Origin of the sequence: Halopenitus sp. POP-27, from assembly GCF_029889855.1 — an archaeon.
GTDB lineage: Archaea > Halobacteriota > Halobacteria > Halobacteriales > Haloferacaceae > Halopenitus > Halopenitus malekzadehii.
Window position 1 is genome coordinate 62,827 of record NZ_JARANU010000014.1, and the last position, 23,169, is coordinate 85,995.

The 23,169-nt window shown below is 67.8% G+C and carries 21 protein-coding genes and 1 pseudogene; 12 read left to right on the forward strand and 10 right to left on the reverse strand.

All coding sequences use genetic code 11. The features are described from left to right. Positions 1–44: 44 nt before the first annotated feature. Positions 45–2,087 carry an AMP-binding protein gene (locus tag OQF70_RS09820; protein WP_280537302.1) on the reverse strand — a complete coding sequence of 681 codons (2,043 nt, stop codon included), beginning with the start codon at positions 2,085–2,087 and terminating at the stop codon, positions 45–47. A gap of 85 nt (positions 2,088–2,172) precedes the next feature. On the opposite strand from OQF70_RS09820, the gene OQF70_RS09825 reads away from it, so the two are divergent. After that, positions 2,173–2,754, forward strand: a complete 582-nt coding sequence (locus OQF70_RS09825) for a GNAT family N-acetyltransferase (RefSeq protein WP_280537303.1) — start codon at positions 2,173–2,175, stop codon at positions 2,752–2,754. A 35-nt stretch (positions 2,755–2,789) separates the two neighbouring features. On the opposite strand, the gene OQF70_RS09830 is transcribed toward OQF70_RS09825, so the two are convergent. Continuing rightward, positions 2,790–4,277 carry an aldehyde dehydrogenase family protein gene (locus OQF70_RS09830; protein WP_280537304.1) on the reverse strand — a complete coding sequence of 496 codons (1,488 nt, stop codon included), beginning with the start codon at positions 4,275–4,277 and terminating at the stop codon, positions 2,790–2,792. 156 nt (positions 4,278–4,433) lie between these two features. On the opposite strand from OQF70_RS09830, the gene OQF70_RS09835 reads away from it, so the two are divergent. The 4 genes from OQF70_RS09835 (at position 4,434) to OQF70_RS09850 (ending at position 7,993) form a co-directional block, all read left to right on the forward strand. Further along, entirely contained in the window at positions 4,434–5,795 is a 1,362-nt protein-coding gene (locus OQF70_RS09835) for an adenylosuccinate synthase (RefSeq protein WP_280537306.1), read from the forward strand. 6 nt (positions 5,796–5,801) lie between these two features. Beyond that, positions 5,802–7,031, forward strand: coding sequence for an MFS transporter (locus tag OQF70_RS09840; RefSeq protein WP_280537307.1), 1,230 nt, complete (start codon positions 5,802–5,804; stop codon positions 7,029–7,031). A gap of 117 nt (positions 7,032–7,148) precedes the next feature. Further along, positions 7,149–7,343, forward strand: coding sequence for a methytransferase partner Trm112 (locus OQF70_RS09845; RefSeq protein ID WP_092814273.1), 195 nt, complete (start codon positions 7,149–7,151; stop codon positions 7,341–7,343). 56 nt (positions 7,344–7,399) lie between these two features. Next, complete coding sequence (locus OQF70_RS09850; protein WP_280537309.1) at positions 7,400–7,993, forward strand: hypothetical protein; 594 nt, start codon at positions 7,400–7,402, stop codon at positions 7,991–7,993. A 12-nt stretch (positions 7,994–8,005) separates the two neighbouring features. Here OQF70_RS09850 and OQF70_RS09855 read toward each other — a convergent pair whose 3' ends face one another. Both OQF70_RS09855 and OQF70_RS09860 read right to left on the reverse strand, forming a co-directional pair. After that, positions 8,006–9,286: a DR2241 family protein gene (locus OQF70_RS09855; protein WP_280537311.1), complete on the reverse strand. Its 1,281-nt coding sequence runs from the start codon at positions 9,284–9,286 to the stop codon at positions 8,006–8,008. Continuing rightward, a complete protein-coding gene (locus tag OQF70_RS09860) occupies positions 9,283–10,155 on the reverse strand; it encodes a CbiX/SirB N-terminal domain-containing protein (protein WP_280537312.1) in 873 nt (290 codons plus the stop codon). The genes OQF70_RS09855 and OQF70_RS09860 overlap by 4 nt, the downstream gene beginning before the upstream one ends. A gap of 183 nt (positions 10,156–10,338) precedes the next feature. Here OQF70_RS09860 and OQF70_RS09865 point away from each other — a divergent pair, with 183 nt between their 5' ends. After that, a complete protein-coding gene (locus OQF70_RS09865) occupies positions 10,339–10,938 on the forward strand; it encodes a hypothetical protein (protein WP_280537314.1) in 600 nt (199 codons plus the stop codon). A 150-nt stretch (positions 10,939–11,088) separates the two neighbouring features. Then, positions 11,089–11,394: a hypothetical protein gene (locus OQF70_RS09870; RefSeq protein ID WP_092814288.1), complete on the forward strand. Its 306-nt coding sequence runs from the start codon at positions 11,089–11,091 to the stop codon at positions 11,392–11,394. 126 nt (positions 11,395–11,520) lie between these two features. Here OQF70_RS09870 and OQF70_RS09875 read toward each other — a convergent pair whose 3' ends face one another. The 3 genes from OQF70_RS09875 to OQF70_RS09885 all read right to left on the reverse strand — a co-directional run bounded on the left by OQF70_RS09875 (position 11,521) and on the right by OQF70_RS09885 (position 15,821). Further along, a complete protein-coding gene (locus OQF70_RS09875) occupies positions 11,521–14,139 on the reverse strand; it encodes a hypothetical protein (RefSeq protein WP_280537316.1) in 2,619 nt (872 codons plus the stop codon). A gap of 75 nt (positions 14,140–14,214) precedes the next feature. Next, the gene (locus OQF70_RS09880; RefSeq protein WP_280537317.1) at positions 14,215–14,709 is read right to left on the reverse strand and encodes an NUDIX domain-containing protein; all 495 of its coding nucleotides are present in this window, start codon (positions 14,707–14,709) and stop codon (positions 14,215–14,217) included. An 83-nt stretch (positions 14,710–14,792) separates the two neighbouring features. After that, on the reverse strand, positions 14,793–15,821 hold the full coding sequence (locus tag OQF70_RS09885; RefSeq protein WP_280537318.1) for a transcription initiation factor IIB: 1,029 nt from the start codon (positions 15,819–15,821) through the stop codon (positions 14,793–14,795). Positions 15,822–16,206: 385 nt separating this feature from the next. Here OQF70_RS09885 and OQF70_RS09890 point away from each other — a divergent pair, with 385 nt between their 5' ends. The 3 genes from OQF70_RS09890 (at position 16,207) to OQF70_RS09900 (ending at position 19,744) form a co-directional block, all read left to right on the forward strand. After that, a complete protein-coding gene (locus OQF70_RS09890; protein ID WP_280537319.1) occupies positions 16,207–17,367 on the forward strand; it encodes a Xaa-Pro peptidase family protein in 1,161 nt (386 codons plus the stop codon). A gap of 28 nt (positions 17,368–17,395) precedes the next feature. Then, positions 17,396–18,580 carry an MFS transporter gene (locus OQF70_RS09895; RefSeq protein ID WP_280537320.1) on the forward strand — a complete coding sequence of 395 codons (1,185 nt, stop codon included), beginning with the start codon at positions 17,396–17,398 and terminating at the stop codon, positions 18,578–18,580. A 144-nt stretch (positions 18,581–18,724) separates the two neighbouring features. Next, positions 18,725–19,744, forward strand: coding sequence for an ornithine cyclodeaminase family protein (locus OQF70_RS09900; RefSeq protein WP_280537322.1), 1,020 nt, complete (start codon positions 18,725–18,727; stop codon positions 19,742–19,744). Between the two features lie 44 nt (positions 19,745–19,788). On the opposite strand, the gene OQF70_RS09905 is transcribed toward OQF70_RS09900, so the two are convergent. Further along, complete coding sequence (locus OQF70_RS09905; protein ID WP_280537323.1) at positions 19,789–20,301, reverse strand: DUF5797 family protein; 513 nt, start codon at positions 20,299–20,301, stop codon at positions 19,789–19,791. A 99-nt stretch (positions 20,302–20,400) separates the two neighbouring features. Here OQF70_RS09905 and OQF70_RS09910 point away from each other — a divergent pair, with 99 nt between their 5' ends. Continuing rightward, positions 20,401–20,805, forward strand: coding sequence for a CBS domain-containing protein (locus OQF70_RS09910; protein ID WP_280537324.1), 405 nt, complete (start codon positions 20,401–20,403; stop codon positions 20,803–20,805). A gap of 94 nt (positions 20,806–20,899) precedes the next feature. Here OQF70_RS09910 and OQF70_RS09915 read toward each other — a convergent pair whose 3' ends face one another. Beyond that, positions 20,900–22,225, reverse strand: a complete 1,326-nt coding sequence (locus OQF70_RS09915) for an MFS transporter (RefSeq protein ID WP_280537325.1) — start codon at positions 22,223–22,225, stop codon at positions 20,900–20,902. A 144-nt stretch (positions 22,226–22,369) separates the two neighbouring features. Between OQF70_RS09915 and OQF70_RS09920 the strand changes: the two genes are divergently transcribed. Continuing rightward, positions 22,370–22,696 carry a transcription factor S gene (locus tag OQF70_RS09920; protein ID WP_280537326.1) on the forward strand — a complete coding sequence of 109 codons (327 nt, stop codon included), beginning with the start codon at positions 22,370–22,372 and terminating at the stop codon, positions 22,694–22,696. A gap of 75 nt (positions 22,697–22,771) precedes the next feature. Here the strand turns inward: OQF70_RS09920 and OQF70_RS09925 are convergent. After that, positions 22,772–23,041: pseudogene (locus OQF70_RS09925) on the reverse strand (SAM-dependent methyltransferase); the annotation flags it as partial. Between the last annotated feature and the right edge of the window lie 128 nt (positions 23,042–23,169).

Here is a 23,169-nt window from a genome sequence, read left to right on the forward strand (position 1 = left end):
CCGCTGCCCATTCCCGTCCATCGCTCACCGTGGCAAGCGGTGACTCACTGCAGATCGCGGATCCGCGCGATCGCCTCGGGATTTTCGATCGACGAGCGATCGCCCGGGTCCTCCCCGCGGTGGGCTGCCGCGATGGCGCGGCGAACGACCTTTCCAGACTGCGTCTCGGGGAATTCGGGCACGAACCGGATCGCACGCGGTCGGAAGGGCTTGCCGTGCTGCTCGCCGACCAGCGCTCGCAGCTCGGAGCGGAGCTCGTCGGTCGGTTCCGCGTCGGGATCGAGGATGACGTAGCAGACGACCGCGGTCCCCGTCGTCTCGTCGGGAACGCCGATCGCGGCCGCCTGTGTCACCGCGGGATGCTCGACCAGGACGCCTTCGATCTCGGCGGGACCGACCGTCCGGCCCGCGACGTTCAACGTGTCGTCGGCACGACCGTGGAGGAACCAGAACCCGTCCGCGTCGACCTGTGCGAAATCGCCGTGGTTCCACAGCCCCTCCCACCGCGACCAATACTCCGCGAGGTATCGATCGTCGCCCGACCAGAGGCTCTTGGTCATCGAGGGACAGGAGTCGCGAGCGACCAGGTAGCCCCGCTCGCCGGCCTCCCGAACGGACTCGCCGGTCTCGTCGACGACGTCCACGCACATCCCGAGCCCGGGCCCGCCAAGCGTGCACGGTTTCAGCGGCTGGTCGGGCATCGGCATCAGGAAACAGCCGCAGATCTCGGTCCCGCCGGAGATGTTGATGATCGGACACTCGCCGTTCCCCACCGTCTCGTGGAACCAGTGCCAGGACTCAGGGTCCCACGGCTCCCCGGTCGATCCGAGCAGCCGTAGGCTCGAGAGGTCGTGTCGGTCGACCCAGTCGTCGCCGTGTTCTCGCAACGCCCGGATCGCCGTCGGCGAGACCCCGAAGGTCGTCACGCCGTGCGTTTCGATCAGCTCCCAGAATCGGTCGGGGTCCGGGTAGTCAGGGGCGCCCTCATAGAGGACGACCGTGCCGCCGAAGGTGTGGTTGCCGATCAGCATCCACGGTCCCATCATCCAGCCGATGTCCGAGACCCAGAAGAACCGGTCGCTCGGTCGATGGTCGAACCCGAAGTGGATCTCCTTGCTGCACTGGAGAAGGACGCCGGCGTGGGTGTGAACGATCCCCTTCGGCTCGCCGGTGGTTCCCGAGGAGTACAACAGCAGCGACTCGTGATCGGCGGGGAGCGGTTCGGCCCCGTGGCCGACCGGCTGTGAGTCGATCGCCGCCGCCCAGGTCTCGTCGCGTCCGTCCGTCCAGGGGACCGTGTCCAGCGCCTCCGCGTCCGGAGCCCCCTCATTCGGCGTCTCTGTATCCGGCGTCCGCCCGAGCCGGTCGTACACCACGACGTGTTCGACGTGTCCGGCCGTCTCGATCGCCGCGTCCGCAGTGTCCTTGAGCGTCACCGACGAGCCGCGGCGGTGGAAGCCATCGGCGGTGAACAGGACCGCCGGTTCCGCGTCGGCGATCCGCGTCGCGGTGGCCTCGGTCCCGAACCCGGAGAAGATCGGGACGGCGATCGCGCCGACCTTGAAACAGCCGTAGAGGATCGGGACGACCTCCGGAACCATCGGCATATACAGCCCGACCGTGTCGCCGGGATCGGTTCCGATCGACTCCAGGTAGGCTGCCACCCGATCGCTTTCGCGGGCGAGCTCGTGGTAGGTCAGCTCGCGGACGTCGCCGGGCTCGCCCTCCCAGACGACCGCGACGCGGTTCCGGGTCGGCGATCCCGGCGCGGCGTGGCGGTCACAGACGTTGTGTGCAACGTTCAGCTCGCCGTCGACGTACCAGTTGGAGAACTGCGGGCCGTCGGTATCGTCACGAACCGCGTCGTAGGGCTCGTCGAACTCGATCCCGAGATAGTCGACGATCTCGTCCCAGAACCACTCCACGCCGGACTCCTCGACGCCGTCGATCCCGTAACAGGTTCGGTCGATCAGCTCGTCGTAGTCGTCGATCCCGTACTCGCGCATGAACGCCCGGACGTTCGTCTTCGCGGCGGTTTCCGGATCCGGGCGGTAGGCGATCTCCGCGCAGTCATCGAGGGGATCCATCCCGTGGGTCTTGTGATCGATCCGGTAAGTACTTTCGTGGTTCGGCGGGGAACGGTTTTCACCGTGGGGGTTCTTAGCCGCGAGTATGTACGTCCGTGATGCCAAAAACCGGGACGAAGCGTGGTTGCTCGACCACATCGAGGCGATGGGTCTCGACGATATGTCGTTTCGCTCGCGGGATTACGTCATCGCGGTCGACGAGGAGGCGAACGAGCGCGTCGGGTTCGGACGGCTCCGGATCCACAAGGACGACCCCGAGTTGTGTGAGCTGACCGGTATCGGCGTCCTCGAGCCCTGGCGGGGCCAGGGGGTCGGTGCACACGTCATCGAGCGGCTCGTCGAGACGGCCGCCACGGAGGGGTTCGAGGCCGTCTACTCGCTCACCGACGAGCCCGGCTACCTCGAGCGCTTCGGCTTCGAACCGATCGATGACGCCGACCTCCCCGACCGGCTGCGCGAGCGGCTCTCGGAGAAACGGTCGGTCGTCGACGAAGCGGTGGTCGGCCTCCGGATCGACGTCGACGCCTTCGACCTCCCCGCGGGTGATCGCGAGGCGTTCAAGAACGCCATCGCCGAGGGGGAGACGGATGGAGACCACGAGGAGTCGCCCGAGGACTTCGGCATCGACCCCGACACGGCGACGTACAAGTACGACACCGGGAGCTAGAACGGGCCCCCGGAACGGGTTCCGAGAACGAATTCCTAGAACGGGTACTCCCGCGGCTCGTGTTGCAGCGAGATCCACTTCGTCTCGGTGACCTCGTGGAGGAACTCCTCGGCGTTGTAGCCGCCCATTCCGGAGGCCTTGGTGCCGCTGAAGGGGACGTGGGCCTCGTCGTTGATGGGCTGGTCGCCGACGTGAACCATCCCGGTCTCGAGCCGGTCGGCGATGGCGCGCCCGGTCCCGACGTCGCCGGCGTGAACCGACCCCGACAGGCCGTACTCGGTATCGTTGGCGAGCGCCACCGCCTCGTCGACGTCCGAGAACGGGATCACGGGCGCGATCGGGCCGAAGTGCTCGAAACAGGCGGCCGACATGTCGTTCGTGACGTCCGAGAGCACGGTTGGGGCGACCACGAGCGAGTCGTCGACGCCGTCAAGTGGAACCGTCTCGCCGCCGGTCTCGAGGGTCGCGCCGGCCGCAACCGTCTCCTCGACGTACTCGAGCATCTCCTCGCGCTGGGACTCGTCGATGATCGGGCCGACGATCGTCTCGGGATCGTGGGCGGTGCCGGCCGAGATCGACTCGGCACGCTCGACGAGTCGGTCGACGTATTCGTCGTAGACGGCCTCGTGGACGAGGTGGCGGTTGATGGAGATACACACCTGTCCCTGATGGACGAACGACCCGAAGACGGCGGCGTCGATCGCCCGATCGAGGTCCGCCTCGGCGGTGACGATGTGGGCGTTGTTCCCACCTAACTCCATCGCCGGCGTCGCGAGGTTCTCGGCGGCCTGGGCCGCCACCTGCCGGCCGACCGGCGTCGACCCCGTGAATGCGACCACGTCGCTGACGGGGTGGCTCGCCACGCGGTCGCCGATCGCCGACCCGCGGCCGGTGACCACGTTGAGGACGCCGTCCGGGAGGTCGGCCGTCTCAAGCAGTTTCGCGAACAGCAGTCCACCCACGATCGGCGTGTTCGTCGAGGGCTTGAGAACGACCGTGTTTCCGGCCGCGATCGCGGGCGCGACCGCCCGCATCGAGAGGTTCAACGGGAAGTTCCACGGCGAGATGACGGTGACGGTCCCGGACGGAATCCGCTCGACCACGTTCTCCTTGCCCGGTACGTTCGAGGCGGCCGTCTCGCCCTTCATCCGGCGCGGCAGCGTCGCGGCCTCGGCGGCCTGGTCGGTCGCGAGATGGACGGACGTTTCACCCATCGCCCGCGATCCGCCGGCCTCGGCGGCGAGCAGGTCGACGATCGCCTCGTGGTGTTCCTCCAGCGCGCCCAGCAGGGACTGCATCGCCTCTTCCCGGCGTGCCGGCGGCGCTGCGGCCCACTCCTCCTGGGCCGCGGCGGCGGCCTCGTAGGCGGCGTCGACGTCCGCCTCCGTCCCGCGCGGGACGTGGGCGACCGTCTCACGCGTCGAGGGATCCTCGACGGCGATCGTCTCCCCGCCGGCCGCCTCGATCCACTCGCCGTCGATGTACATCGCGCTCCAGTCGGCGTCGATCCCGAGTTGCGTCATGCGTCTCTGGTATTGGGTACCCACCCGTATAGATGATCGCACTGGGGCGATCCGTTCGGGGAGTTGCAGCCTCCGGTCGGGTTGGTGTGGCGTCGAGTACTCCTCGCGACGGACGGACCGTAATCGGTTTAGTACGGCCTGTAGAAGGGCGGGTGTATGACAGTCACCATCGTCGGCTCCCAGCTGGGAGACGAGGGCAAGGGCGCCCTCGTCGACCGGTGGGGAGGGGACGCGGACGTCATCGTCCGTTATCAGGGCGGCGACAACGCCGGCCACACCGTCGTCGAGGGCGGCGACGAGTACAAGCTATCGTTGGTCCCGAGCGGCGCCGTTCGAGACAAGATCGGCGTCCTCGGGAACGGCTGCGTCGTGAACCCGCGAACGCTTTTCGAGGAGATCGACGGCCTGCGCGACCGGGGGCTCGACCCCGACGTGCGCGTCGCCAAGCGCGCCCACGCCATCCTGCCGTATCACCGCGTGCTCGACGGCATCGAGGAGGAGGTCAAATCCGACTCCGACCTCGACGCCGGGACGACCGGCCGGGGGATCGGCCCGACCTACGAGGACAAGGCCGGCCGGCGCGGGATCCGGATCGGCGACCTGCTTGACCGTGAAGTGCTCCGGGATCGGCTCGAGTACGTCGTCCCGCAAAAGCGGGCACTTGCCGAGGAGGTCTACGGTCTCGACGTCGCTGCCAGCGACCACGCCGACGCCTTCGACGTCGACGCCCTCCTCGAGGAGTACGCCGATTACGGTGACCGCCTCGCCGCGGACGGGATGGCGATCAACTGCTCGCAGTTCCTCCACGAAGCCCGCCAGGCGGGCGACCGGATCATGTTCGAGGGCGCCCAGGGAACGTCGATCGACATCGACCACGGCATCTACCCCTACGTCACCTCCTCGAACCCCACCGCCGGCGGCGCCGCGGTCGGCTCCGGAGTCGGCCCGACCGTCGTCGGTCAGGGAGAGGTCGTCGGCATCGTCAAGGCCTACCTCTCGCGGGTCGGAACCGGCCCGCTGCCGACCGAGCTCGACGGTACCGACAGGGAGGAGGAACTGGCCGACCACATCCGCGAACGGGGCGGCGAGTTCGGCACCGTCACCGGTCGGCCGCGCCGCATCGGCTGGCTCGACCTGCCGATGCTTCGCCACGCCGCGCGCGTCTCCGGATTCACCGGAATCGCGGTCAACCACGTGGACGTCCTCTCGGGGCTCGACGAGCTGAAGGTGTGTGACGCCTACGAGCTCGACGGCGAGCGCATCGAGTCGATGCCCGCGACCACCGAGGAGTGGGGCCGGTGTGAGCCGGTCTTCCGCGAGTTCGACCCGTGGCCGGACGTCGACTGGTCTGCCGTCGCCGCCGAGGGAGCCGACGCCGGCCTCGATGCCCTGCCCGCGGAGACGCGAGCGTACCTCGAGTACCTGAGCGATGCGGTCGACGCGCCGGTCTACGCCGTTGGCGTCGGTCCCGGACGCGAGGAGACGATCGAGCTCGCGAACCCCTTCGAGACCGCCTGAGACGGGATGAACGGCAACGACCGGTCGATCCTCGCGATCGCGATGACCGGTCACGGGATGGTCCACGCCTTCGAGATGTCCATCCCGGTCTTTCTCACCTACTGGATGGTCGCCTTCGACGTCGGATCCGGCACGATGGGAACCGTCGTCGCGGTCGGCTACGCGCTGTTCGGGATCGGATCCCTGCCCGCCGGTATCGCCGCCGACGTTTACGGCTCGAAGCGACTGGTGATCGGGTGCCTGCTCGGGATGGGGCTCGGCTTTCTCCTGTTGGGATTCGGCGGGATCGCCGGCCTGACGGCGGCACTGTTGGTGTGGGGGGCTGGCGCAAGCCTGTATCACCCCTCGGGGCTTCGGCTCATTAGCACCGGCATCGAGGACCGTGGGTCGGCGTTCGCCTTCCACGGGATGGCGGGTAACCTCGGCATCACGCTCGGACCGCTCATCGCCGTCCTCCTCCTGATGACCCTTCCGTGGCGGACCGTCACGGCGGCGTTCGCGATCCCCGCCATCATCGCCGCCATCGCGATCGCGCTCGTCGACGTCGACGAGACGGCCGCGGTTGCGGAGAGTAATGGCTCCGGGTCGGGCGGCTCCGGAACCGGCGATCCACCCTCGGTCCGCGAGGTCCTCACGGATAGCCGGACGCTGTTCGCGGGTCTGTTCGCGATCGTCTTCGCCATCGTGGTTCTGCAGGGGTTCTTCTACCGCGGGATACTCACCTTCCTGCCCGAGATCCTCTCCGACTCGCCGGTCCTTGAGCCGGTCGTCCTCCTCGATCGCGAGGTCGCCCCCTCCCGGTACGTCTACGTCGCGCTGCTGTGTGTGGGGATGGGTGGCCAATACGTCGGCGGCAGGCTCAGCGACCGGTACCCGCCCGAGCAGGTGGCGATCGGCGCGTTTCTGCTGCTCGCCGCGCTCAGCCTTGCGTTCGTCCCGGCCGCGGCCTTCGGCGTCGTGGCCGTGGTCGGCGTAAGCCTCCTGCTCGGGTTCGTGCTGTTCGGAGAGCAGCCGCTGATGCAGGCCGTCGTCGCCGAATACACCGGGTCCGGCGATCGCGGGATCGCCTACGGGTATATGTATCTCGCGAACTTCGGGGTCGGGTCGCTTGGAGCCGCCGTCAGCGGGGCCATCCTGGCGTACACGACACAGCGCGCCCTGTTTCTCCTGCTCGCGATCGTTCCCGCAGCGGCCGCCGTCGCGTCCGCGACGCTGTTCCGGTACGGCCGCGGGTGATCCGGAGCGTCACGGCGACGTCGCCGCCCGCTTCTCCGTCGGTGCTGCTACCCACCACCGTCGCTCGGGCCGGGCACAACCCGCAGACTTTTGATGGCGCCTCGCCTACCGCCGGCCATGAAGGAGTCGCTGCTGGATATCATCTGCTGTCCGCTCGATAAACACGATCTCGACCTGGCCGTCGAGGACCGCGAGGACGGCGAGATCCTCGCGGGCACGCTCACCTGCACCGACTGCGGGGAGACGTACCCGATCGAGGACGGCATCCCGAACCTCCTCCCGCCGGATATGCGCGAGGACGCGCCGGCGTAAGCTCGGTCGCCCTTCGTCGATCGTCGTGAACCTTTTTCTACCGTGCACGCGAGAGTATGGACGTGCAGACGATCCCGATCGAGGTGAACGGCGACGGCGTGCACTCGATCGCGGTTCCCGACCGGATCACGGTCGAGGGATCCTTCGAGATGGCGATCGACAATCAGGGCCAGGCCGCCCACGTTCACCTCAACGTCGACGACGACCTCGGACGGATCGCCAGCCTCGGGGAGACGAACCACTACCTCGAGGCCGACGCCCGGCGGGTCGTTCACGTCGACGTGACCCCGAATCGGCCTGCCGAGACCGTCCGTGGAAAGCTCAAGGCCGTCGTCGGCCACGGGTCGGGAACGTCCTACATCACCGTCATCGTCGAGCCGGCGCCGGATCCGGCGTCGGAGTCGGTGACCGTTGACGAGTCACTGGCGGATCCGCCCGAGCGGGACCCCGAACCGACGCCCGCCGAGCGGTTCGTTGCGGCGCTCGATGCGGTTTTCGGCGACGGTCTCGGCCCGGCGATCGTCGTGGCGGCGATCGCCGTCGCGCTCGCGCTCGCTGTCGGCACCGCCCTGAACACGCCCATCGTCTTCCTGGCGGCCGGCATCGTCGTCGCCGCAGTCGTCGTCGCGCTCGCGTTGGCCCTTCGGTGATTCGGCCGCCGCTTATTCGCCGGTCGTCCCCTCTTCGGGGTTGGTCGGGACGCCACAGAGGGTCCCGTCGTCGTCGAACCGCTTGGCCCGCAGGAACCTGGTTCGGTATCGGTTCGCCCCCTCCGAGAGGTCCGCCTCGCGGATCTCCTCGACGCGTCCGTCGGCGACCGCGTCGATGAGCGCCTCCAGCTGCTCTTTCTCGCTCGGCGTGAGGTCGAACTCGTAGGTGCGTTCGGCCTCCGACTCGAGTTTCGTCCACCGGCGGGCGGCCGAGACGACGAGCGAGCAGGGCTCACGGCAGGGGAAGACCCCGTCGCCGCCGTCGACGGACAGGTCGGTCTCGGCGTCGTACTCCCACTCGCGACGCTTGAGGCACTGTGAATCCGCACAGCACGTCTCCGCGACCCACTCGACGTGTTCGTGTCCCTCGCCGCGGTCCCACGTCTCGATCAGGCCGTAGATACCGGTCTGTCGCGCCATCGTCTCGTGCCAGTGGGAGACGTCGAGGTCGCCGCGCCGCTCCCGGTCCCAGTTGGCGACGGTCGCAGGGTAGAACGTCTCGACGGTCTCGTAACACTCGTGGGCGTCGAGGTCGGGAAAGACCCACCCGGTCGGCAGCGTCGGCGCGGTCTTGAGCGGTCGATATCGGCCGTCCGGATCGTGTTTGGCGATCGACCGTGCGTCCCGTGGGTCATCGTGCGTTTCGAGATGGTCCCGGTCGATCCCCGCCGCGTCGGCGTGGCGGATCGCGTAGCGGCGCGTTCCGTCGTCTGCGATCGTGGCCGTGATCCGGAGCTGGCCCCAGTCGTGCTCGATGCCCGACGCCAGCGACCTGAACCGGTCTCGGATCGCGGTTGCGGTCGTCGGTTCCGATCGCTCGGCCGCATCGGACGTGCTCGCATCCGCCGCGTCGGTTCGCCCGTCATCGAGACGTCCGAGGCGTTCGAGACGCTCCGTCGCTCCCTCCAGCCACCGGAGGAAGGCTCCGCGGGCCCCCTCGTCGTCGACGACGTGCTCGAAGACGTACCAATCGGCGACGAGAACGTCGTGGTCGCGGGCGGCGTCCGCGAGTTCAGCTCGGGACAGACCGGTGTGTCGCTCCGCCGCCGTCTCGAAGGTGTACGTGTCGCCGGTCGTGGCCGTGACCCGGAACCCGTCGACCGCGATCGTCGGTGCACGGTGGTCGTCGTCCGGCGACCGCGCCAGCGCGTCGACCGCGGCCGTCGGGAGGTCGATCGATGGCACCGCGTCGCGATCCGGGACCGTCCCGTCGGCCTCGGCGTGTCCCGTCATCGTTCCCCCGCCGCGACGGCGGTGGTTCGACGAACGCGCTCGATCGCCGCCCCGACGTCGGCGCCCGCGTCGGCCGCGCGCTCGAGCACCACGTCGGCCAACAGCGGCTCGGTCCCGACCGCGCCGGCGTACCAGATCCGGTGGCCGTCGACGGTCGCGGGCACCTCGTAACCGGTCCGGTAGTCGTCGGTGAGCCCCATGTCCTCCGGGATGTCCTCCTGGGTGTGGAAGCCGTCGGCGATGAAAAGGGGCACCACGACCACGTCCGTCGCGGTGAAGTGGTCGGTCACGTCGTCGACCTCGGGGTCCTCATCCATATACAACGCCGTGACCTCGTCGAAGCGGCCGGTCTCGCGGATCCGATCCGCGTGGTACTCGATCGCCTTCGCCGAGTTCTCGTTGCGCTCGGTGCCGTGGCCCACGACTGCGAGGCCGAACCCGTCGCCGACGTCGGGGTCGTCGGTCACGGTCTCCGCTCGCCGGATCAACACGTCGGTCATCGCCTCGTGCGTGCCGACCGGCCCGCAGTAGTGGACGGTCTGTCCCGTGTCCGTCGCCGTCAGCGTGGCCTGGTCGGCCGAGAGGCCGTCGGATCCCCACTGCTCGACGTCCCACCCCTCCAGGCGGAGTTCACGCGGGATCACCTGTTCGGTGAAATAGCCCTCGGAGATGAACAGTGGAACGACGTACACCTCCTCGCCCTCGACGGTCCGAAGGACCTCCCGGAGGTGTGGTTCCTCCTTCCAGAAGCCCGTGCGGACCTCGCCGAAGGCGCCCGCCTCGCGAATGGTGTCGGCGTGGTCGTACGTCGGCGTACTCGAGTCCGGATTGAGGTGTGACCCGTGAGCCACGATGACCAGCGACTGCATACGTGATCCAGGGACGCGCCGACCTTAGGGACTTCGGAGCCGTCGCCGCGACGGTGGCCGGGTCCCGGGCAGGCGGCTGGGCCTCGGGTAGACGGTTGGGCCTCGGGTAGACGGTTGGGTCCCGACCCGGGGTCCGGTACCCGGTTCGGCGGCTTCAAGGGAGCCGCCACGGTACCACCGTATATGTCGCTTGCAGCCGATACCCGGGCAGCGGTTCGTGCCCACCCGTTCCTGCACGACTCGCTGCGGGCGGGGGTGCTCAACCACGCCGCGGCCGCCGAGTGGCTCCTCGACCACGACCCCGATCTCGAGGGGGATCCCAATGCAGTTGCCACCGCAATCCGGCGATTCGGGGGGAATTTCGAGGACGTCGACCACGCCGACGTCGGTGCTAGCGTGTCGATGCGGAGCGGCGTGGACGTCGTCGATCGCGCCGCCGTCGTGGACGGAGACGGAAGCGGAGATGAAGACGGACGCGGAGATGAAGACGGGGAGTGCGGACGGGATGAGAACACGCACCCTCTTGCGATCGTCGGCGACGTTGCGGTCGTTCCCGGCGGCAACCGGACGGCGCTACGTGTGACCGGATCGGTGGATCCCGGCGTGCTCGGCCACGCCATCGACCGGTTGCGGATCGCCGGGATCGAGGTTCGTACGTGTGCGGCCGGCGGCGAGGCCGCCCTCCTCGTCGTCGATCGGTCCGCGAGCGTGGACGCGCTCCGCGTTCTGGAGGACGCGTTGACCACCGTTCCCGGGCGTGGAGCCGGCTCCGTGGTCGAGTAGGAATATCGTGTGGTCTCACCCGATCGATCACCGTACTCGTGCCCGATCCGAACGGTTAAGCCACTGAGTGGGGTACGTTCACATCCATTGGCAGTTCTTGCGTCGCGGACAGCAACTTTTAAACCCCGGGATGACAAGTTAACATATGCCATGATAGACCGACTGGAGAAGGAAGTCGATATGTTGGAACGGCACCTACAGGTGCTGAAGATGGTGATCGAGAACGAACCCATCGGCATCGTCAAGATGTCGAACGAGACCGGATACCCCCACCACAAGGTTCGGTACTCGCTTCGCGTCCTCGAGGAGGAGAACCTCATCGAGCCGTCCAGCCAGGGCGCGATCACCACCGAACGCACGCAGGAGTTCGTCGACGAACTCGACGACAAACTCGACGAGATCGGCGACAAGCTCGCCGAGATGCGCATCGACTCCGCCGCCGAACTCGAAAACTGATCGACACTCGGGAGACCTGACCGCTGCTTGCTTCTTCGATCGTCCCGTAAGCGCCGCGAGACCGTCACGATCACCGTTTTGTCCGCATCGGTGTCGGGAATCCGATCCGCTACGACGGGGCCGTCCTCACAGCTCCGGTACGGTGAGGTGGAACCCGTGCTCGCGGGACTCCGCCAGACAGAGATGGAACCCCCGCTTTCGCGCGACCTTCACGAAGTTCCGCTTTTTCGACCGGCTCAACAGGCCTCCGCCGGTCGCATCCTCGGCCGCTTCCAGGGCGCCGGGGTCGAAGAAGCTCGAGGTGACCGCGACGCCCGCGGTGAACTCGTCGGTGCCCTCGGCAAGCTGTGAGCCCGTCTCCACGAGCCCCTCGAGGGTTCCCTCGGGAGTCGGGTCCCGGCCGTCGTTGAGGTCGGCGACGACGAGTGGATTCCCCATCCGGTCGCGCAACACCAGGTCGAACGTCTGCTGTTCGCGGTGTTCCTCGCCCTCGGATTCGTAGGTGAGTGACACCGACCCGCCGATCTCGGCGCGGTCGATTCGCGGGATCGCATCATAGAGGTCCTGCAGCCCGCTGACGTTCCCCGTGTCTCGGATCTCGAACAGCAACTCGGTGACGACCCAGTTCGTGAAGCCGAACTCCATCGTCTCGACGAGGAACTCCCGATACGGCTGGCCGTTCACCACGACGCGTTCGTCCTCGAAGCTCGTGTGGTGTTCGATCCGCAGGTTGTCGACGAGCTCCTCGCGCTCGACCGAGCCGTTGTGGGCCTTCTCGAGCGTGGCCCCGCCCTTGGAGTCGTACCGGACGAACAGGTTGGTACCGGCCAGCGCGTCCGCGGGCGACAGCACGCGATCACCCTCCGGCAGCTGTGCACGGGCCTCCTCGAGCTCTCCGCGAACGCGATCCAGCGTCGACTCGAGTTCCTCGACCCGTTCCTGGAGCCGCTCCGCCTCGGTGGCGATCTCGTCCCGCTCGGCAGCGATGTCGTCGCGTTCGGCGGCGAGTTCGTCCCGTTCGGCCTCGAGCCGATCGCGGTCCGCCTCGAGTTGGTCCCGCTGATCGGTCGCCTTCGCGAGTTCGTTCTCGAGCCGTTCGACCCGGTTCCGGAGGTCGCCCGCAGCCGCCCCACGAGGTTCCGTTCCGGAACCTGTCCCGGAGGCCGACCTGCGTTGGTCCCGTGCTGCCGCCGCCTTCGAGTCGGTGTCCGCCGCGGATCGCCGGGTCGTTGCCGACCGCTGTGTGCCGGCTGCGTCGTCCGTCGATCGTGGCTCCCGCCGGTCCGTTCCGGAGCGAGCACTCCCCGATGCGGCCGCCTCGTTCGGCGCCGCGTCGTCGGCCTCCGGCGGCCGTCGGTTCGCCCGCGTTTCCGAGGGGTCGATCGACGGGATCGACTTCGCCTCCCGCCACTCGGCCTCCTGGGAGAAGACGTTCTCGGACGTTGCCGGGGCGTCACCCTGGTGCTGGGGGTTCTCTCCCTGGCGCTGGGGTGGTTTTCCCTGGTGCTGGGGGTTCTCTCCCTGCCGGGCCTCGTTCCCGTGCTGACGGGCGTCAGCGTCCGTTGCCGTCGTCTCACCGGTATGCGTTGCGTCGGGGGGCGTCGCCGTCTCACCACCTTTCGCTGCGTTGCGTGTCTCCGTCGACCCTCGATCACGACGTGGCCGTGGGTCGGGCTCCGATCGCGAACCGGCCGAGGCTTCGTCGGCTCCAGTTCCCGTCTCGGCGTCGTCACGGTCCGGCTCACCGGGTGATGGCGAGGGCGCCGTCGAGTCGTCGTCGGCCGTGGCGCCGGTCGCGGCGGCGCCCCCGGCTCCCGAAGTTTCGGTGGGTGGTCTCCCGTCGGACTGACTCCCATCGGAGTGGCTCTCGTCGGGGTGGCTTCCGTTCGACCCGCTCCCCGGCTCCCCGTGTTTACCCATCGTCACCGCACCATCGGACGTGTCCGTCACCTCGGCCGTATCGTCGGTCTCGGTCGGTTCCGTGGCGTCCGCGGGCTCTGTAGCGTCCGCGGGCTCTGTAGCGTCCGCGGGTTCCGTAGCGTCCGCGGAGTCCGCCATCTCGCTCGATCCCGCTGTGTCGGTCGTTCCGCTCTTGGAGGGTGTCCCGCCCTCCAGGGGGCCCTCCTCCGTGGGGAACGTCTCGCTCTCGGAGGTCGTCTCCGCGAACGATCCCCGGCCCGAGACCGCCGACCCCGCGGCCGCTGCAGGCTCCGGGACGTCCTGGACCTCAAGATCGACCTCGTGAACCCTGTAGATGCCCACCTCGTCGTCGGCCAGCTCGAAAGCCTCCGTCCCGGTCTTCAGCTGTTCGGCGTTGCCGATGAACGCGACCGGGAACGACTCGCCGCCGTAGTACGCGACGTAGTAATCGCCGGACAGCACGTTCTCGGAAAGTTCGATGTAGCCGGTGAAGTTGGACTCCGAGAGCGTTCGATCGGCCTCGGAGATCGGGGTGTCGTTGGTGTAATACTGTGCCTTCTGCTCGCCGCCGCGGGTCTGCATCGCGAACAGCAGCGGTAGCGACTCGTCGGGAGCGGTATAGGCGGTTCCCGAGGCGTCCTCGAACGCCGACAGGGATCCGCCGGTGACGCCGACGATGCGGCCGTTCAACAGGTAGATCCGAACGGCCGCATCGGTCACCACGCCCGAGAAGCCGCGATCGGCGAGCCGGGCCAGCCCGGCGAACCCGTCGGAGACGGACTCCGCCTCCCACTCGGTCACGAGGTCGGTGCGATCGGCATCCATTTGGGGGTAACTCGCCGGAGGCGACGCAAATACTTTCCGGAGCGAATGCCGGCCGTCAGACGTTCCTTCCCGACTTCAGCGTCCGCCGGACTCGCCCGGCGACTTCGAAACCCGCTCGATCGCCTCACGGCCGAGATCGATCACGTCCGCATCGAGGTCGCTCGTCCGCAGATCGGCGGGGGTGTACCAGTGCCAGTCGTCGGGATCGACCTCCTCCGATCCTGCCGGGTCGATCGCCCGCGAAGGCACACGTGCGAAGTAGAGATGGTCGACGTGTTGGTGGCCGACCCGCCCCGCGTCGTCGACGTTGATGTCGTACAGCAGGAGGTGTGCCGGTTGGGGCAGACTCCGGCCGTTCGGGCCCTCGATCCCGGCCCGATCGGCGACGAGCTCCGCTTCGAGGCCGGTCTCCTCGTACACCTCCCGGATCGCGGCCTCGTGCGGGAGCTCGTCGCGGTCGATGTGTCCCCCCGGTGGCACGCGGATGCCGAGTCGCTCGTGGTCGTGGAGGGCGGTGGCGCCGTCGTTGACGATGTACGCGGTCGCGGTGAAGTGGCGAGTAGTCTCCATACCACCCGTCTCGGGACACGGAATAAGAAGAACGCCGATCGACACCGACGGTGGAGCCGCGATCTACGGCTGAATAAGGCGGTTCACGGCGTCGCGATCCCTTCCTCGGCGTCGAGCAGCTCGTGATAGCGATTGCGGATCGTCACCTCGGAGATGTTCGCGACCTCGCTCACCTCGCTTTGGGTGACCTTCTCGTTGGTGAGCAGGGAGGCGGCGTAGACGGCGGCTGCGGCGAGGCCGACCGGGGATTTTCCGGAGTGAACGCCCTGGTCCTTGGCGGTCTCCAACAGCTGCCGGGCCCGCATTTCTGCCTCGTCGGAGAGGCCGAGATCGGAGGCGAACCGGGGGACGTAGCTCTCCGGATCGGCCGGTTGGATCTCGAGTTTGAGCTCGCGGACGACGTAGCGGTACGTCCGGGCGATCTCGTCCTTCTCGACGCGTGACACGCCCGTGATCTCGTCGAGCGATCGCGGCGTTCCCGCCTGTCGAGCGGCCGCATAGAGGGCGGCGGTCGCGACGCCCTCGATCGAGCGACCCGGAAGGAGGTCCTCGTCGAGCGCGCGCCGGTAGATGACGGAGGCGGTCTCACGGACGTTCTCGGGGAGGCCGAGCGCGGAGGCCATCCGGTCGATCTCGCCGAGCGCCTGCTTGAGGTTGCGCTCCTTGGAGTCGCGGGTGCGGAAGCGCTCGTTCCAGGTCCGGAGCCGCTGCATCTTCTCGCGCTGCCGGCTCGACAGCGACCGCCCGTAGGCGTCCTTGTCCTGCCAGCCGATGTTCGTCGAGAGCCCCTTGTCGTGCATCATCTCGGTCGTGGGGGCGCCAACGCGGGACTTCGAGTCCTTCTCGCTGGCGTCGAAGGCGCGCCATTCGGGCCCGCGATCGATCTCGTCCTCCTCGACGACGAGCCCGCAATCGGCACAGACCGTCTCGCCGTGTTCGGTGTCGGTCGTCAGCTGACCACCGCATTCGGGGCACCGGAGCTCCTCGTCGACTTCGTGTGTCTCGTCGTGTGTTTCCTCGTCGTGTGCTTCCTCGTCGCTCTTGTGTGTCTTCTCCGCTGTCTCGTGCTCATCAACGTGTTCGTCGGGGTGTGTGATGGGGTGATTGCTCATTTGCTGGGATCAGGGGCGGTGGCCGCTCGGATCGAACGGATCCGCCTGATGTCGGATCCGAGAGATGCGTCTCGACTTCGTCGTCCTCACTATAGTATAGGGCCCAAGCACGTATAAATGTATTTATATATTCCATATATATACAAATAGAAAATTGATAGTAGACGGTCCCTATCTGTCATTCGATCCATATCGGTGTGGATCTCACTGAACGAGACGATCCGACGGATGGTAACATATAATGGTTTCGCTGTAAAGGCGACGATCGGACGCCACCGGTGGGGCCGCGATCTGGTGCCGCGTGACCGATGACGATCGGGGATGTCCACGGGCTAACGCTGTCCGGAAGCCAACCACTATAGGCGACGCCGCCGCAGCGATCCGTATGACTCGGGATATGCCGGCGCTTGCGGAGACGATCGCGGGACGTGACGTGGATGGGTATCTGATCGACGCCGACTGGGAGGACCCCACCCAGCTGTATCTCTCGGGCTTTACCGGACCGGACCCGTTTCTCACGCTGTACGCCGACGGCGGCGTCCACCTGCTGGTGTCCGGGCTCGAGTACGCACGCGCCAAACGCGAGTCGCGCGCCGACACCGTCCGCCGACACGCCGAGTACGATTTCCAGTACGGCGGTCGTGAACGGCGGCTCGACATGTACGCCGACTTCCTGGCCGACGTCGGCGTCGAGTCGGTGTTGATGCCGGACCGTGCCCCCGTCGGAACCGCGGACGGTCTCCGCGATCGTGGGATCACGGTCGCGGTCGACCACGAGGACGCCGTCGCGTCACTTCGGGCCGTCAAGTCCGACGATGAGGTGGACCGGATCCGGACCGCACAGCGGGCGACCGAATCCGCGATGGCGGCCGCGGAGTCCCTGCTCAGTGAGGCCGCGGTCGAGGACGGGACGCTGGTTCACGGGGGCGATGTCCTGACGAGCGAACGGGTTCGTGAGGAGATCGAGGTGACCCTGTTGCGACACGGCTGCGCCTCCGAGGAGACGATCGTCGCCGGCGGTGCACAGGCGGCTGACCCGCACGACCGCGGATCCGGACCCCTGAACGCCGGCGACGCCATCGTCATCGACGTCTTTCCGCGGGACACCGACACGAAGTACTTCGCGGATATGACGCGAACGTTCGTCGTCGGCGAGCCCGGGGACGCCCTCCGCGAGCGCTATGACCTCACCGTGTCGGCGCTGGACGCGGCCATCGACGCCGTCGAACCCGGCGCGACCGGCGAGGACGTCCACGTCGCGGCCTGTGAGGTGTATGAAGACGCCGGCTACCCGACGCTGCGAAGCGATCCGGACACCGACACCGGATACATCCACTCGACCGGCCACGGCGTCGGGCTGGCGGTCCACGAGCCGCCGCGGCTCTCGATGGGGGCCGGCGAGCTCGAGCCGGGGAACGTCGTCACGATCGAACCCGGACTGTACGACCCCGACGTCGGGGGCATCCGGGTCGAGGACCTCGTGGTCGTGACGACGGACGGGTGTGAGGTCATCACCGACTATCCGAAGCGGTTCGTGATCGAGTGATGCCGGCGATCGAGAGGGTGTCGGACCGATGACGCGGCGATACGCGTACACGGTACTCGGGCTGTGTACCCTCGCGTTCAGCGCGACGATGGTCGCCCGGCTGGCGATCAGCCCGGTCGTTCCGCTCGTTGCCGACGATTTCGGAGTCTCCTACGGGACCGTCGGGCTCGCGCTCTCGGGAATGTGGGCGGCCTACGCGCTCACCCAGTTCCCCTCCGGCGTGCTCGGCGAACGGTACGGCGAGCGCCGGATCATCCTCGTCGCGATCGGCGCCACGGCGGTCGCGGCGCTGCTCGTGGCGCTGTCTCCCTCGATCTGGGCGTTCCTCGCGTTCACGGTTCTGCTCGGCGCCGGTGCCGGACTCCACTACTCGGTCGCGACGACGTTGCTCGCCCGCGAGTTCGACAGTATCGGGCGCGCGATCGGGATCCACGTCTCCGGCGGACCGGCCGCGGGTCTGCTCGCGCCGCCGGCAGCCGCACTCGTCGGGGCTCGGTACGGCTGGCGAGCGGCAGTTCTGCTGGGCGTTCTGGTGGCTGTTCCCGTGTTCGTCCTGTTTGCGTGGCGGGTTCGTCCGACCGAGCCGCTCCGGCCGGATCAGGCGATCGCGGAGCGGTTCGCGCTCGGACCGCTGGTGGAGCTCGTCTCGCGTCCGCCGATGGCCTACACGACCGGCCTCGCGATGCTCGGGGCGTTCGCGTGGCAGTCGACCGCGTCGTTCCTCCCGACGTTTCTCACGGATGCAGCGGGGCTGTCGACGGCGACCGCGAGCCTCCTGTTCTCGCTGTACTTTCTGGTGCACGGCGGCATCCAACCGGTTCTCGGTTCGATATCCGACCGCGTCGGCCGGGACGCCGTCGCAACGCTGACGATGGGAATCGGCATTTTTAGCTATGGCGGCCTCGTCTACGCCGCGATCGCGGACCTGGGAACGATCGCCCTCGCGGCAGCCACGGCCGGCGTCGGCGTCGCGATGTCGTGGGGAGCGCCGGTCCAATCCCGGTTTATGGACCTCCTCGGCGACGCCGAGCGCGGCGCGGGATTCGGGCTCGTTCGCACCGTCTATATGGTGCTTGGCGCCTCCGGGAGCGTCCTCGTCGGCACCGTCGCCGACGTTGCGGATTGGACCGTCGCGTTCGGGCTGCTGGCACTCGTGATGGCGATCGGGACGACCGCATTGACGGCCAACCGGCTGTTCCGGCTCGGCCTGTGACCGTCGGCTGTTCCGGCTCGGCCTGTGACCGCCGGTTGTTCCGGCTCGGTCGGTCCGGCTCGGCTGGATCCGTGTTTCGACACGGGACGGTCCGTCCAGGTCGTCGAAACGGTTTAGGAACGAGACCGCGTCTCGTGGGACGAGATGCGCATCCTCTCCGACGACGACGTCGCGAGCGTCCTCGACATCGAGACGCTGCTTGCGGTGGTCGATGAGGCGTTCCGGAAACAGGGCCGCGGCGAGGTCGAACGTCCCGATCGTCCGCACTTCCCGGTCGGGGAGGGATTGACGCTACCGGCACCAACCGACCCAGGATCCGACGACGCGGAACGTCCCGATTCCGTCCAGGGACCGTTCGGGACGGCCCTCGTGATGCCAGCGTACGTCCACGGGGCGGAGACCTATGCCACGAAGCTCGCGGCGGTCCACGAGGGGAACCCCGAACGCGGGCTCGACACGCTCAACGCCACGATCGCGCTCACCGACGCGGCGACCGGGGTACCGGCCGCCACCCTTGCCGGATCCCGAATCACGAACGCCCGAACGGGGTGTATCGGCGGCGTCGCCGCCCGTGCGCTCGCGACTGACGGTCCGGCAACGCTCGGCGTGATCGGCGCCGGCCAGCAGGCACGCTGGCAGGTCCGGGCCATCGACGCCGCGATCGATCTCGACCGCGCCCGCATCTACTCGCCGAGCGACTCCCGGTTCGAGTGTGCGAGCGCGCTTCGTGCGGAGGGGATCGACGCGACGGCCGTCGACGCGCCCCGCGAGGCGGTTTCGGGTGCGACGATCGTGGTCACCGCCACGCCCGCACGGGAGCCGGTCTTCGACGGGAGCGACCTCGACCCCGGCACGCTCGTGGTCGCGATCGGGGCCTACGACGACTCGATGCGCGAGCTCGACGCCGACACGATCCGTCGCGCCGAGCTGCTGTTCGGCGACGTTCCCGAGGAGGCCGCGGAGACGGGCGACATCCCGGACGACGTGACTGCCGAGGACCTGATCCCGCTTTCGGCCGCGCTCGCGGGGGACGTCGGTCGGGAGTCCCCGACGGACGTCATCGTCGTCGAATCGGTCGGCAGCGCGGTGCTCGATGCCGCCGCTGCGACGCACGTCTACGAGGAGGCACGGCGGCTGGGCGTGGGGACCAAGGTCGATCTCTGAACCGTCACTCGTCGATCGCTACGAGCTGACCGATCACTCGACCGTTACTCGGCGATCTCGACGTCGACCGCGTCGCGCTCGACGGCACGCCGAAACGTGGGGACCGTTCGATAGACCACGTCGACGACGTTCTTTCGACGAAGGCTCTGTAGCGCCGCCCGGACGTCGTCCACGTCGGGATCGACGTCGAACTCCGATCGAAGTCCGTTGAGGACGCTCACGACCGATTCGGACCGCTCGTCCGGCCCCGGGACGACCGCGAACACGCGCGCCTGCAGCTCCGGAACCCGGATCACGCTCGGGATACCGTCGCCGTTCCCGTCCGCACCGCCGGCCTCGATCCCGGGTTCGACGTCGACCAGGTCGGCCGCCTCCTCGGTCGCACGGATGAGGCTGTTGTCGTCCCGGAAGTAGTACTCCTTCAGGTGGGACTCGAGGTAGCCGTGGACCTCGCTGCCGGAGTCCAGCTCCCACGCCGACTGCAGCTCGGCGTTCTTCGTCGGCTGCAGCCGGACCACGTCGGCGAGTCGGTCCCGCTCCTCGTCGGTGAGACTCATACCGCCGGCTATCCCGTCCGCGAGTAAGGACGTTCCGAATCCCGGCCGGAGACGGCCGGTGTCGACAGCCTTATTCGGTGTGCTACCACACGACGGTGTATGGACGACATTCTCGTTGGACGCGTCATGACGAGCGAGGCGATCACCGTACATCCGGACACCTTCGTCGAGGAGGCCGCCTCGCTGTTGCTCGAGAACGACATCGGATCGCTCATCGTCGTCGACGATGACGGTCGGCTCGAGGGCATCCTGACGACGACGGACTTCGTCCACATCGTCGCCGCCAGCAAGCCGAAAGCCAAGACGACCGTGGAGCGATACATGAGCACCGCCGTCACGACCGCCAGCGCACAGGACGCGATCACCGACGTCGCCGACGTGATGATCGCCGAAGGGATCCATCACCTCCCGGTCATCGACGACGAGGGCAACGTGATCGGCGTCGTCTCCACGACCGATCTGACCGAGTACATCTCGGGGCTCAAGCCGCAGCGGACCGCCTGACCGGACGGGACTGCCCGACCGGACGGGACTGCCCGACGGGTGTGCGAACATCGACGGATCTATCGGGTCCCGTTTCGTGCCGATCCGTCTGCACTCACGCGCTCACCCCGAGCGTCTCCTCGACCTGCGTCACTACGGCGAGGAGGGCCCCCACCGCCAGCGCCGCTCCGACCGCGAACGGAACGATGAAGCCGTATTCGACGAGGAATCCGGAGGTCAACGGACCGATCGCGACCCCCAGTCCGAACCCCATCGTGAGTACCGACAGCGTCGACCCGGACTCCCCCTCCGAGGCGATGTCGCCGGCGATCGCCAGCGACGGCGGGAACGCGAACGCGACGGCGATCCCCTGCAGGAGCCGAACGGCAAGCATCGTCGTGGGCGTCGTGACGACTCCTTGCAGCAGCGTCGACGGCACGAGCAGCACGAATCCCGCGAGGAGGAACGGTCGCCGGCCGAGTCGGTCGGCTGCACGCCCGACCGGGACTTGAAAGACGACGTTCGCGATCGTCACGGCCGCAAACTGGACCCCGAACCAGATCGGCGCCTGGTCGAGCCGGAGGTTGATCTGGTTCTGTAACGTGGCAAAGAGTGCAACGCAGATGCCCATCGCGACGGTCGCCAGTCCGAGCGCGAACACCGGATCGAGAAGTCGATCGTCCCCGAACACGCGGATCGAAACGTCCGTGTCGCTCGCTTTCGCCGACTCCTCGGTGTCGTGAACCAGCCAGTACACGAGCGCGAACGAGAGGTACGCGCCCGCACAGGCCGCGAGGAACGCGGCGTCGAAGCCGTCGATCACCGCCGGTCGTCCCAGAACGGTCTCGATCCCGAGTCCCGACAGGTCGTAGGGGCCGCCCTCGACCACGACGCCGGCGAGGATCGGGCCGAATCCGTACCCGAACAGCCGGAACGTGTTGAACACGCCGAAGTTCTCCCCGCGTTCGTCCGCGCCGGCGGCGTACTCGTTCACGAGCGCGACGACCGCCGGAATCGTCAGCGCCGCGCCCAGGCCCTGTGCCGCCCGCAGCACGACGAGCGTCCAGTAGTCCGTGGCGAAGACGTACAGTCCGCTTGCGGTCCCCAACAGCGCGATCCCCGCCAGGATGAACGGGCGACGCGCTCCGGCGCGGTCGGACAGCCGTCCCGTCCACGGCTGGGACAAGCTGTTGAGGAACCCGAACAGCGAGAGCACGAACCCAATGAGTAGGGGCTCCGTGACCGGAACCGACGCCGGACCGACCCCGATCTGTCCGCCGAGCAGCCCCTCAAGATTGACGACGCCGCTGGCGATGTACAGCGGGAGGACGACGATCAGAAACGAGTTACCGATCGCCCCGACCATCCGGGCCGATCCCAACACGATCACTCGTCTGTCGCCACCGACGATCGGCGCGACCAGCCGTCCGATCAGTCCCATCCGTCGAGGCGTTCGACGGTCGAGTTGAAGGGCCTTCTGAACGACGCGTCGGCGGTCGGGCCGGAACGTCGACGCCGACCGACGCGAGACGGTCGACCGGTTCGATCCCGTCGTTTATATATCGTGACGTGGCATTCACCGGGTATGGAGTTTTGCGACGAGTGCGGTTCGATGATGAAAGCCGGCGAGGGCGAAGACCACTGGGTATGTACCGCCTGTGGCTTCGAGAAGGGCCGCAACGAACAGGAGGAGGCGGGGATGGTGACCACGCAGGGCCAGGAGGCCTCGGAGATCATCGACGTCAGCGACGCCGAGGACAAGGGTCTCCCGACCACGACGGTCCACTGTCCGGAGTGTGGCAACGACAGCGCCTACTGGTACATGCAACAGATTCGGTCGGCTGACGAGTCGGAGACGCGCTTTTTCGTCTGCACCGAGTGCGAGCACAAGTGGCGCGAGGACGACCACTAATCGCTGCGCCGTCGCGCCGATCGACGACCCACACCTGCACACTCGTATATCCCCACACCTGTACACCCGTCCCGTCTAGGGGCGCCGCGCGATCGTCAGATAGCCGGTGTGGCCGACCCCTGCCGTCGAGGGGCGTGAGCCGCGCTCGGAGAAGTCCATCTCCCGTTGGATCGTCTCCAGCGTCTCGACGTCCTCGAGACCGGCCGCACGGGCGGCGTTGACGATCTCGCTCGTTCCCTCGACGAACGGCGAGTACGCGGCCAGAAATCCGCCGGGAACGAGCACGTCCGGCGCGTGGGCGACGATGTCGGGCGCATCGCCGGTATCGAGGGTGAGCACGTCGAACCGGTCGTCGATGGGGTCAACGTCGGGGTCAGCGTCGGGGTCGGCGTCGGGGTCAGCGTCGGGGGCATCCACGACAGACTCTTATTAACATAAGGCGCAGCCGGCGGAAATCCGTGTGTTGCTAAAGG

Bases quoted from the DNA above. Each gene is read 5' to 3' on its own strand.
- OQF70_RS09820 (WP_280537302.1), bottom strand. From the start codon at position 2,087: ATGGATCCCCTCGATGACTGCGCGGAGATCGCCTACCGCCCGGATCCG.
- OQF70_RS09825 (WP_280537303.1), top strand. From the start codon at position 2,173: ATGTACGTCCGTGATGCCAAAAACCGGGACGAAGCGTGGTTGCTCGAC.
- OQF70_RS09830 (WP_280537304.1), bottom strand. From the start codon at position 4,277: ATGACGCAACTCGGGATCGACGCCGACTGGAGCGCGATGTACATCGAC.
- OQF70_RS09835 (WP_280537306.1), top strand. From the start codon at position 4,434: ATGACAGTCACCATCGTCGGCTCCCAGCTGGGAGACGAGGGCAAGGGC.
- OQF70_RS09840 (WP_280537307.1), top strand. From the start codon at position 5,802: ATGAACGGCAACGACCGGTCGATCCTCGCGATCGCGATGACCGGTCAC.
- OQF70_RS09845 (WP_092814273.1), top strand. From the start codon at position 7,149: ATGAAGGAGTCGCTGCTGGATATCATCTGCTGTCCGCTCGATAAACAC.
- OQF70_RS09850 (WP_280537309.1), top strand. From the start codon at position 7,400: ATGGACGTGCAGACGATCCCGATCGAGGTGAACGGCGACGGCGTGCAC.
- OQF70_RS09855 (WP_280537311.1), bottom strand. From the start codon at position 9,286: ATGACGGGACACGCCGAGGCCGACGGGACGGTCCCGGATCGCGACGCG.
- OQF70_RS09860 (WP_280537312.1), bottom strand. From the start codon at position 10,155: ATGCAGTCGCTGGTCATCGTGGCTCACGGGTCACACCTCAATCCGGAC.
- OQF70_RS09865 (WP_280537314.1), top strand. From the start codon at position 10,339: ATGTCGCTTGCAGCCGATACCCGGGCAGCGGTTCGTGCCCACCCGTTC.
- OQF70_RS09870 (WP_092814288.1), top strand. From the start codon at position 11,089: ATGATAGACCGACTGGAGAAGGAAGTCGATATGTTGGAACGGCACCTA.
- OQF70_RS09875 (WP_280537316.1), bottom strand. From the start codon at position 14,139: ATGGATGCCGATCGCACCGACCTCGTGACCGAGTGGGAGGCGGAGTCC.
- OQF70_RS09880 (WP_280537317.1), bottom strand. From the start codon at position 14,709: ATGGAGACTACTCGCCACTTCACCGCGACCGCGTACATCGTCAACGAC.
- OQF70_RS09885 (WP_280537318.1), bottom strand. From the start codon at position 15,821: ATGAGCAATCACCCCATCACACACCCCGACGAACACGTTGATGAGCAC.
- OQF70_RS09890 (WP_280537319.1), top strand. From the start codon at position 16,207: ATGACTCGGGATATGCCGGCGCTTGCGGAGACGATCGCGGGACGTGAC.
- OQF70_RS09895 (WP_280537320.1), top strand. From the start codon at position 17,396: ATGACGCGGCGATACGCGTACACGGTACTCGGGCTGTGTACCCTCGCG.
- OQF70_RS09900 (WP_280537322.1), top strand. From the start codon at position 18,725: ATGCGCATCCTCTCCGACGACGACGTCGCGAGCGTCCTCGACATCGAG.
- OQF70_RS09905 (WP_280537323.1), bottom strand. From the start codon at position 20,301: ATGAGTCTCACCGACGAGGAGCGGGACCGACTCGCCGACGTGGTCCGG.
- OQF70_RS09910 (WP_280537324.1), top strand. From the start codon at position 20,401: ATGGACGACATTCTCGTTGGACGCGTCATGACGAGCGAGGCGATCACC.
- OQF70_RS09915 (WP_280537325.1), bottom strand. From the start codon at position 22,225: ATGGGACTGATCGGACGGCTGGTCGCGCCGATCGTCGGTGGCGACAGA.
- OQF70_RS09920 (WP_280537326.1), top strand. From the start codon at position 22,370: ATGGAGTTTTGCGACGAGTGCGGTTCGATGATGAAAGCCGGCGAGGGC.